At 27.4% G+C, this 11,027-nt stretch carries 9 protein-coding genes; 2 read left to right on the plus strand and 7 right to left on the minus strand.

Going from position 1 to position 11,027, the window contains the following annotated elements; genetic code table 11:
* From HMPREF0202_RS15695 to HMPREF0202_RS01715, 7 genes are all read right to left on the minus strand, one after another.
* A partial coding sequence (locus tag HMPREF0202_RS15695; RefSeq protein ID WP_023051658.1) for an EpsG family protein occupies positions 1–575 on the minus strand: 575 nt, incomplete at its 3' end.
* Positions 572–1,171 carry a hypothetical protein gene (locus HMPREF0202_RS01690; protein WP_023051659.1) on the minus strand — a complete coding sequence of 200 codons (600 nt, stop codon included), beginning with the start codon at positions 1,169–1,171 and terminating at the stop codon, positions 572–574. The genes HMPREF0202_RS01690 and HMPREF0202_RS15695, both read right to left, overlap by 4 nt.
* Before the next feature lie 74 nt (positions 1,172–1,245).
* The gene (locus HMPREF0202_RS01695) at positions 1,246–2,157 is read right to left on the minus strand and encodes a hypothetical protein (protein WP_023051660.1); all 912 of its coding nucleotides are present in this window, start codon (positions 2,155–2,157) and stop codon (positions 1,246–1,248) included.
* Positions 2,158–2,257: 100 nt separating this feature from the next.
* Positions 2,258–3,088, minus strand: a complete 831-nt coding sequence (locus HMPREF0202_RS01700; RefSeq protein WP_023051661.1) for an energy-coupling factor transporter transmembrane component T family protein — start codon at positions 3,086–3,088, stop codon at positions 2,258–2,260.
* Entirely contained in the window at positions 3,088–4,776 is a 1,689-nt protein-coding gene (locus HMPREF0202_RS01705; protein WP_023051662.1) for an ABC transporter ATP-binding protein, read from the minus strand. The genes HMPREF0202_RS01700 and HMPREF0202_RS01705 overlap by 1 nt, the downstream gene beginning before the upstream one ends.
* Positions 4,777–4,794: 18 nt before the next feature.
* Complete coding sequence (locus HMPREF0202_RS01710; RefSeq protein WP_023051663.1) at positions 4,795–5,394, minus strand: ECF-type riboflavin transporter substrate-binding protein; 600 nt, start codon at positions 5,392–5,394, stop codon at positions 4,795–4,797.
* A complete protein-coding gene (locus HMPREF0202_RS01715; protein ID WP_040406063.1) occupies positions 5,391–6,056 on the minus strand; it encodes a M48 family metallopeptidase in 666 nt (221 codons plus the stop codon). The genes HMPREF0202_RS01710 and HMPREF0202_RS01715 overlap by 4 nt, the downstream gene beginning before the upstream one ends.
* A gap of 183 nt (positions 6,057–6,239) precedes the next feature.
* On the opposite strand from HMPREF0202_RS01715, the gene lacZ reads away from it, so the two are divergent.
* Together lacZ and HMPREF0202_RS01725 are read left to right on the plus strand one after the other, a co-directional pair.
* Positions 6,240–9,191, plus strand: a complete 2,952-nt coding sequence (gene lacZ, locus HMPREF0202_RS01720; RefSeq protein ID WP_023051665.1) for a beta-galactosidase, LacZ type — start codon at positions 6,240–6,242, stop codon at positions 9,189–9,191.
* A gap of 117 nt (positions 9,192–9,308) precedes the next feature.
* Positions 9,309–10,913, plus strand: a complete 1,605-nt coding sequence (locus tag HMPREF0202_RS01725) for an ABC-F family ATP-binding cassette domain-containing protein (RefSeq protein WP_023051666.1) — start codon at positions 9,309–9,311, stop codon at positions 10,911–10,913.
* The last annotated feature ends 114 nt before the right edge of the window (positions 10,914–11,027 follow it).

Below are 11,027 nucleotides of genomic sequence, written 5' to 3' on the forward strand. Positions count from 1 at the left end.
AGAAAACTTAAAGATTTTTTTGTAAAACGATAGTTTAATAAAAAATAAAGAGGATATAAAATAATTGCTGTTTTATGAAAAAAACAAGCCAAAGTAACTAAAAGAATATAAGTAAAAAGTTTTTTTTCAAAGATGTATTTTAAACTTATCCAGAAAATAATAATAGCAATAAAATTTCGAATAATAGTAAAATTATGCCAGTAGTAAAAAGTTGATAGATATATCAAAAAAGATAGTGTAGGGTATCTACTGTAGGATATAAAAAGTTTATAAATAATAAAATTAAATATAAAGCTTAAAAAAAGAAGAAAAAAATTGTAATTTAAACCAAGAAATTTAGAGAAATCTCTAAGTAGAATAAAAAAATACTCATATCCATATGGATTTTGAAAATATGGGAGTTCATAAAAATATTTATAAACATGATAGTCATATCCACCAACATTTATTCTAGTTCCAGTATATATAGATAATAGAAATACTGGCATAATGAGTAAAAATTTTTCGTAAGGGTCCTCAGTAAAAAATATAGTATAAAAAAGAAAGACTCCAAAGATTCCAAGAACAAAAATCATATTTCATCAACTCGTTCTTTTATGATAACTCCAGTTAAAGAAGAAAAAAGAGATAGAATAAAACCAAAAAATAAGATTAAGTATCGTTTATCAATAATTTCTATCGAATCAGCTTTTATTATTAAAGGAAAAGATTTAGCAGGATTTTCTAATAAAGCTTTAAATTTAATTTCTTCGTCTTTAGAGGTAGCATAAAGAAGTTTTTCATTTAAAAAATTTATATTTGTTATAACAATAAAATCTAAAAAGTTATTAACTTCATTTATTGGAAAGTCTTTTAAAATGGATTTGCTGACAACTGTATAAATACCATTTCCTCCATTAAAAGATACTTTTAAAGAATCACTGTTAATTAAGCTTGGAATATATAAACCACCACTTCCAGGAGTTATACTTTCGTAGGTTATAGTCTCATTTATATCAACTTTTGTAATTTTTGTAGCACCTTCAGGCTCGATATAACGAAATAAGGCTTTAGCAGAGTATGTAATTGGACTAGTGAAATAAAAATAAGAAGTGAAAATTAATCCGATGATAAAAATAAAAAAAAATAAATATCTATGTGCATTAATAATTTTAAAAAAATCTTTAGACATTTAAACCTCCAGTATCCTTTTTAATATAATACTGTAAAAAATAAAAAAACCTCTTTACTAAAGAGGTTTTAAAATTAGAATGAATATTTTATTGCTCCAGAATAGAACCAGTGATCTTTGTTTCCATCTCCACCTTTATCTGTATTATCATCTCTCCACTCATAGTTAACTTTAGCTATAAGTTCAATATTTTTAGTAATTTTATAGTGAGTATTAACTCCTAGCATATCTCTTTTAACCTCTTTTTTTGTACCATTTGTAGCAACTCTTTCACCATCAATTCCCCAGAAGAAGAAAGGTACAAGTTTTAGATTTCTAGTTGGTGAGTAATGATATCTAAATCTTAATTGAGTATTATCAACATCATAATCAAATTTATTAACTCCACTTGTATCATCTGATAAAGCAACTGATAAAGCGTGTTTTCTATTGAAAGTATATCTAGTTCCACCTTCTAATCTATGTTTGTAGCCATATTTATCACCATTTTTCCAAGGATCTTTTAATTCAGTGTACGCCACAAATCCTCTAGAATATAAACTCCAATTTTTATTAAATGTATATGTGAATTTAGGATAGAATCTATACTCTTTAGCTGAGTCTAGTCCTTTATCATCATTGTGGAAATCTGTATATTTTAAACCAATTTCAGGTCTAAACATAAGTTTTCCCCAAAGGTACATATTTTCAATGTAGAACTCTGACATTTCTCTAGTTTGCTCTTTCTTTTTAGAAGTTTTACTTTCATTAAAAACTCTATCGGCAAAACCAAACTTAAAAGCAAGTCCTTTGTCTTTATTAGGTTTTAAAGTAAGACTAACATTCCCTTCTCTAAAATTTCTAGAAGCTCCACCCTCTTCATAATCTTTAACTTTAAATCCAACTTCAATATCTCCACCCATTTTATCTAAATTAAAAGCTAAAACAGATGTATTAACTAATAAAAAAGATGAAAGAGCAAAGCAAGATATAACTTTATTATTCATAACCCCTCCAATATGTCAATATTATGTCATAATTATACTATCTTTTTTATTTTATGTCAACTTTGTGTCAAAATAAAAAAAAGACTTGATTTAACAAGTCTTAATTAAAAGGATACCAAAATCCTTTAAGTACATATATTTTTAAATAAATTGATACAACTAGCATTAATCCCATTAATATAAGTGTAATAAAGTCAACTGGAGAGTATTTTTGAGAACTATACCAAGTTCTTTTGCTTTTATGACCAAATCCTCTTAAATCCATTGCATTAGAAACAACTTCTACTCTATTTAATGATGAAAGAACTAGTGGGAATAAAATAGTATTATAATTTTTTAATCTTGTTATAATATTGGCATCTTCTTTTCTAAAAGCAACGCCTCTAGCTTCTTGAGCATGCATTATATTTTTAAATTCATCTCTTACATCTGGAATATATCTAAGAGCTATATTAATTGCATAAGCAACTTTATAAGATACACCAATTTTATTTAAACTACTTGCAAATTTACTAGGATGAGTTGTAAATATAAATAGCATCATTATAGGGAAAATAGCTAAGTACTTCATCGATAAGGTAAGTGCAAACCAGATTGTTTCAGTAGAAAGTGTTATTCCCTTTATCGTTAAAATTGGAGTAGTAGTTCCCGTTAAAGTTGATCCATATTCAGGAGTTATAACTATTAAAAATAAAGAGTTCATAATAGTAAACATAACAATGAATATAAATAAAGGTTTTATTGATTTAAATGGAATTTTAGCAATATGTAATAAACTCATTCCTACAATAAAAAATGTTAAAAACACTCTAAAATCATTAAATAAAAATACCGATGCTGTCCAGACAAGTAGTAATAAAAATTTTACACTTCCATCAATTTTATGTATTGGAGAGTTTTTATCAATATATAAAGTTCCAGCTCTTGACATTATCTTATCCCTCCTTGGTTTTCAAAATTAATGAAAGAGTTCATAAGCATCTCAGGATCTAGGCCCATAATTTCTGCCATTTGAGATAAAGAAGTTTCTTTTAAATTAGACTTCTCCATTAATTCTTTTTCTCCTAAAATAATAGATGGAGAATTATTTGCTATAATTGTTCCATTGCAAAGAACGATAGCTCTATTAGCATATTCAAGAGCTAAGTGCATATCATGAGTTATTAGAATAATTCCAACACCCTTATTAGCAATCTCTTTAATAAAGTTCATAAACTCTTTATATCTTTTATAATCTTGCCCTGCTGTAGGCTCATCTAAAATTAAAACTTCGGGCTCAAGAGCTAAAATAGCAGCTATGGTAAGTCTTTTTTTCTGACCATAACTTAAAGATGTAACAGGCCAATGTCTAAATTCGTGTAAACCACAAATCTCTAAAGCTTTCTCAGCTTTTTCTGTAAAATCTTTAACTCCCCTTATTTTTAAACCAAATTGCACTTCTTCTAAAAGAGTTTCTTGTGTAATCATATGATTTGGATTTTGCATAACAAACCCAATTTTTTCTCCTCTTCTTTTAATACTATTTTTAATAATACTTTTTCCAAGGAAAATAATATCTCCAGAAGACTCTTTTTCAATACCTGTTATAACCTTACAAAGCGTTGATTTACCAGCACCGTTATTTCCTAAAAGAGCAAGAATCTCTCCTCTGTTAACAGAAAAATTAACATCTTTTAAAATTGATTTACTTTCATCATAAGCAAATGAAAGATTTTGAACACTTAAAATATTATCTTTAAATCGTTTTTCTTTTAATTCAATTGAATCACACCAAGTTTTTACTTTTTTTATATTTTCATTAGTTCCAATTTTAGATATAGGATAGATTGAATCTGTTTCTAAGTTTACGCCAGAATATTTTAAAGCTTCAATATAAAGAGGCTCTCTTAATCCATATTGTCTAAATATATCTTTTCTAAATAACTCTTCAGGAGTTTCATTAGCTACAACCTCACCCTTACTTAAAATAATAACTCTATCAAACTCTTGTTCTAAAACATCTTCGATTCTATGTTCAATAACAATAATTGTTTTTCCAGTTTTCTTTTGAATGTCACAAATTAATTTCATAGCATGCTTTCCACTATATGGATCTAAATTAGCTAAAGGTTCATCAAAAAGTAATATCTCAGCAGGACTTCTCATTATTCCAGCTAAGGATACAGATTGTTTTTGTCCACCAGAAAGTTCTTGAGGACTATGATTAATAAAGTTCTCCATTCCAACTTCTTTTAATGCTTTCTCAGTATTTTTAATCATTTCAGATTGAGGTATAAGGTTATTCTCATCAATAAAAGATACATCTTCCCCAACACTTAAACCTATAAATTGACCATCTTGGTCTTGTAAAACTGTTCCAACAAGGTTACTAATCTCAAAAATACTGCTTTCATATGGTTCAATATTTTTAACAGTTAAAGTACCTTTAAATCCACCCTCTTTTGAAAAAGGGACAATACCATTTAAACAACTACCTAAAGTAGATTTACCACTACCACTCGGCCCAGCAATTAGAACTTTTTCACCTTTTTTTATCTCTAAATTAATATTTTTTAAAGTCGGTTCTAATTGATTGATGTATTTAAAAGTAAAATCTTTAAATTCTACTACGTTACTCATCTATACTCCTTCACTTAATTAATCTTCTATTTTTAAATTTGAATATTTTCTTTTTCTAGCAGCAATTCCAAGAATAATAGGAATTCCTAAAGTTGCAGTAACAGCAAAATTAGTTAAAGTTGCTAAAGCAATTTGAATCCAAACTTTTTGAGCTGGTTCACCATAGAAGTAAACATCTCCAACATAAGCAGCTAATCCTGCAAAAATCATTCCTAAAATAGCATAAAGATACATTTTAAATATGTGAACTTTAGTAACATGACCTGTTTCTAAAGAAAAACTTTTGTCTAAGGTAATTAATCCACCAAACAATCCAATAACAGCAGATAAGAAAACCCAACTAAACCAAACACTTCCCCACATAATCATATCATTTAAAGCGTGTCCAACAAAACCTACAAAGAATCCAACTAATGGACCAAAGATGGCACCAAAAATTGTAAGAAGAGCAACAGCTATTCTAAATGATGTATTAGGACCAACAGGAATAGCAACTCCTGAAAGTACACTATAAAGAGCAGCTCCAATACCGATAGCTACTACACTTTTGGTAGAAAATAGTTCAGTTTTTTTTACATAATATCTGAAACCATCTTCTCCAATATACTTTTTTATCATATTTTATCCAACCTTTCTTTTCTAACCTTCCAATCAGGCATATAAAGTGATATAAAATTCCAAAACTCTTTTTGATGATGAGGATATCGTAAATGTGCTATTTCATGAAATGCCACATAATCAATACATTCAATAGGTTTTTTAATAAGTTCAATATTCAATGTAATGACTTTTGTAATAAACCTACAAGATCCCCAACGTCTTTTCATTTTTCGAATTTTAAAATTAGAAAACTTTTCACCTATAAGGTTACTATATTTATTTAAAGATATTTCAAAAATTTTTAAAGCATTTTTCTTATACCAATTATAAATAAGAGTTTCAATATTTTTGCTATTAATCTCTTTATTGGTAAATACTTTAAAAAAACCATCTGTAATTTCAATATTATTATAAGAACTTTTAAAAATTTTCAAAATATAAATTTTACCAAGATACTCTATATTGTCTCCATTTTTATATGATTTGTCAACTGATTTAGTTGAAATTTTTGTAACTTTTTCAAGATTTTTTAAAATCCATTCATTTTTAGATTTTAAAAAAGATTCAATAAAAGTGTTAGGAGTTCTTTTGGGAACAGAAAGAGTAACAGTACCATCAGATTTAACTTTAAGAATAATATTTTTAATATTTTTTTTAGTAATTTGTACATTATATTTCATAAATTCACCTTTAGATATCATATTATAAATATTTTATCACAATAGTTTGATTTACGAAATAAAATAAATTAAAAAACTTTTTTAAATTATTTAATAAAGATTTAGAGAAGTTTCGAGTGTTAATTGCTATATTGTTTAAATTATGATTATATATTAGTAATTTAATTGATATGGGAGGGGTTTATGGATAATTTACATAATCCAAGAGTTTTTAAAATAAATAGATTAAGTGCACATTCAAATCATAAATATGAAGGTTTAAATATAGAGTGGAAAAAATGTTTAAATGGAATTTGGGACTTTTCATATTGTAATACACCTAATTGGGCAAAAATTCAAGTTCCTGGTCATATGGAGTTACAAGGATATGGGGAACCACAATATGTGAATACAATGTATCCTTGGGATGGAAGAGAAAATTTAGAGCCAGGAGAAGTTCCAAAAGAGTTTAACCCTTTTGGAATTTATAAAAGAAATATAGATATACCAAAAGATTGGAAAAATAGACCAGTATATATTTCATTTCAAGGTGTTGAATCATCATTAGAATTATATTGCAATGGGGAGTTTGTAGGATATAGTGAAGATAGCTTCACACCGAGTGAGTTTGAACTGACAAAATATTTAAAGAATGAGAATAATGAAATAACAGTAAAAGTCTATAAATGGTGTAGTGGAAGTTGGTTAGAAGACCAAGATTTTTGGAGACTTTCAGGTATTTTTAGAGATGTTTATCTTTATTCAATTCCAGATGTACATGTAAAAGATATGTTTATAACGTCTGAATTAGTAAATAATTTTAAAAAGGCAACTTTAAAAAATATATTAAAAATTCAAAGTTATAAAGAAGCAATAGTAGATATTGAAATGGAACTTATAGATAAAGCAGAAGTTATCTTTAAAGTAGAAGAAAAAAATATAAAAATTGAAAAAGAATTAAAATTAGAGTTAAATAAAAAAGTAGAAAATCCAAAATTATGGAGTGCAGAAAAGCCTAATCTTTATGTTGTTAAAGTTTTAATTAAAGATACTAAAACAGGAGATATAATAGAAGAGTGTTGGCAAAAATTTGGATTTAGAAAATTTGAGATTTCAGATAAAATTATGAAAATAAATGGAGAGCGTATTGTATTTAAAGGTGTAAATAGACATGAGTTTAATTGCTACAAAGGAAGAGCAGTAACTGAAGAGGATATGATTTGGGATATAAAGTTTTTAAAAGCTAATAATTTTAATGCTGTTAGAACTTCACATTATCCAAATCAAACTAGGTGGTATGAGTTATGTGATGAGTATGGATTATATGTAATTGATGAAGTTAACTTAGAAACTCATGGAACTTGGCAAATTTTAGGACAACCGTGTCCAGAGAAAGTTATACCAAATAATAACCCAGAATGGTTAGAAAATATAATAGACAGAGCTAAATCTATGTTTGAAAGAGATAAAAATTATCCTTCTGTAGTAATTTGGTCTTGTGGAAATGAATCTTTTGGTGGAGAAAACTTATTTAAAATGTCTGAATTTTTAAGAAGTTTAGATAATACAAGAGTTATTCATTATGAGGGAATATTTTGGGATAGAAGATATGATAAAACTTCAGATATGGAAAGCAGAATGTATGCAAAAGTTTATGAGATTGAAAAGTATTTACAAGAAACACCTGAAAAACCATTTGTACTATGTGAATATTCTCATGCTATGGGAAATTCTAATGGTGGACTTCATAAATATACAGAGCTGGAAAGAAAATATCCAATGTATCAAGGTGGATTTATTTGGGATTACATAGATCAATCATTAATGAAAAAAGATTCTTTTGGTAAAGAATATTTAGCTTTTGGAGGGGATTTTGGAGATAGGCCAACTGATTATAATTTTTGTGTAAATGGAATTGTTTACGGAGATAGAAAACCATCGCCTAAAGTTCAAGAAATTAAACAACTATTTTCAGATTATAAAATAAATGTAGAGGAAAAATCTTTTACTATAATAAATGAAAGTTTATTCACAAATTGTTCAGAGTATGATACAAAAATAAAATTATTTAAAAATGGAATTAAAATATATGAAGAGAGTTTAGAATGTAATGTAAAACCATTGTCTGAAAAATCATTTAAATTAAATCTTCCTAAAGTAAAAGAGCATGGAGAATATACAATAGAGGTGTCTTTAAATTTAAAAGAAGATAGATTTTATGCTTTAAAAGGACATGAAATTTGTTTTGGACAAAAAATATATAAAATTGAAAAAAAAGTAAAAGAAAAATTAGAAGGAAAACCAACTTTTATAAATGGTGGATTTAATTTAGGAATAAAAACTAAAAAAATGGAATTAATATTTTCAAAAGCCTATGGAGGACTAATTTCATTAAAATTTGGTGGAAAGGAGTTTGTAGATGGCGTTGTAATGCCAAACTTCTGGAGAGCCTCAACAGACAATGATAGAGGAAATAAGATGCCATTTAGATATGCTCAGTGGAAGCTTGCATCAATGTATGCAAAAATGGTTGATGTAAAAGCTTTAGAAAGAGAAAATTCTGTAGAAATAAGAGCTAAGTATGAACTACCTACAAATCCTAGTTCAGTATGCGAGATTATATATGAAGGATTTGTTAATGGAAAATTAAAAATAAGCATGGAGTATAATGGAGTAAAAGGATTGCCTGAGATGCCATTGTTTGGAATGAGTTATAAAGTTCCAAAAGAGTTTAGTGAAATAAAATGGTATGGAATGGGACCAGAAGAAAATTATATAGATAGAGTTCATGGAGCTAAACTTGGTATTTTTGAAACAGATGTAAATAAAAATATGAGTGAATATGTTATTCCACAAGAGTGTGGAAATAGAATAGGAACTAGATGGGCAGAAATAACAAATAAGATGGGAGTAGGAATAAAGGTTTCAAGTGAGGAAACGTTTGAATTTAGTGCTTTACCTTATACGGTTAACGAAATAGAAAGTGCATACCATCACTACGAACTTCCTAAATCTCACTGTACTGCTTTAAATATAAATAAAATACAGATGGGAGTTGGAGGAGATGATTCATGGGGTGCTCCAACACATGATGAATATTTAATTCCAAGTGACAAAAAGTATTTGTTTAGTTACATAATAGAATCAAATATGTAAAACTCAAGCTAGAAGAGACCTCTTCTAGCTTTTCCTATTTCTCAAAGGTAATATTGCTAAAAAGTATAAAGCATGGTATAATAATACGTTAAATTTAATAGAGAATAGGAGAGTAAAATGACTATAGTAGAGTTTAAAAATGTATCAAAATCATTTTTTTCACAAAATTTATATAAACATGTTGATTTAGAAGTAAATTCTGGAGATAAAATAGCTCTTGTTGGAAACAATGGAACAGGAAAATCTACTTTAATTAAACTTTTATCTGGAGCAGAAAACCCTGATAGAGGAACTGTAATTAGAGAGGAAGAAGCAGTAATATCTTGTTTTGATCAATTTGGAAGAGTTGATTTAGATAGTAAAGTTCAAGATTTATTAAATTCACCTTTTGAAAAAGTAATGACTGTTCAAGCAGAATTAGATGCAGTTTCAGCAGAGTTTACAGGTGATATGGACAACGATGAGAAAATAATGGAAAAATATTCAAAATTATCTGATGAGTTTGAAAGTTTAGGAGGGTATTCATACATTCATGTTCAATCTGAATTTATAGATACTTTTGAACTAAATGATAAGTTAGATAAAAAGTTTAGAGAGTTAAGTGGAGGAGAAAGACAATATATAAGATTGGCTATAACTTTATTTAGTAATTCAGACTTAATAATTTTAGATGAGCCACTTTCATTCTTTGATAAGAAAAAGACAGCATGGTTAACAAATTATATTAATGATAGTCCAAAAGCATTTTTAGTAATATCACACAATATAGATTTTATAAGAACTTTTGCCACAAAAATCTTTGATATAGATAATAATAAAGTTGGAGTTTATGACTGTGATTATCCAGCTTATTTAAAAGAGAAAAAAGTTAGAATAGCAGAGGACAAAAAGAAAAATAGAGAAACTGAAGAAACAATAGAAGAAACTCAAGAAGCAATCGAAAAAAAATTAAAGTTATTAGAAAGATGTAATAATAAACATGCTCATGCTGTAATTTTAAGAAGAATGAGAAAAGAGCTAGAAAGATTACAAAGAGAAAGAATTAAATTCTCACCAGAGTATAAGTATAGTTATATTGATGCACCAGAAGATGTAATGATAACTGGGAAAAAAGAGTTTGAAGGACCAATTGTTGTTTTAAAAGATGTAATGAAAGAGTATCCAGATAAGATGTTATATAAAGATGCAAACTTAGTAGTAGATAGAGATACAAAAATTTGTATTGTTGGAGAAAATGGGTCTGGAAAATCAACATTATTAAAAATAATAGCTGGATTAGATAAGCCGACTTCAGGAGAAGTTTTTATAAATGAAAAAGCAACAATAGCATTTATAGAACAGGATACAGTTTTTGAAAATGAAAATATGTATATAAAAGATTACTTAAAAGATAAAACAGGTCTTTCTGAAGAGTTCATAGAGGCTGCTATTGATAATCTTTATAATAATGAATTAGAGTTTAGAGATAAAAGAATATTTATGTTATCAGGTGGAGAGAAAAAAAGATTAGAGATATTTACAAATACTTTAATGGAAACAGACTTATTAATAATAGACGAGCCATCAACTTATATGGACGACTATTCAAGAACAGCAATAGCTAATATGCTTTTAGATTATCCAGGAGCAGTTATATTAGTAAGTCATGATAAAGTTTTAATGAGAAGAATAGGATTCGTAACTTACGATATTCGTGATAATAGATTTAGAATAAAAAATTAATAAAAAATAAAAAAAGTTTGTTGACAAAAAACAAATGTTGTGATACAATTTTTATGTCTTGAGGGATTCCTTCAAGACGTTAGCGGGAGTAGCTCAGTTGGTAGAGCGTCAGCC

The organism is Cetobacterium somerae ATCC BAA-474 (assembly GCF_000479045.1).
GTDB classification, from domain to species: domain Bacteria; phylum Fusobacteriota; class Fusobacteriia; order Fusobacteriales; family Fusobacteriaceae; genus Cetobacterium_A; species Cetobacterium_A somerae.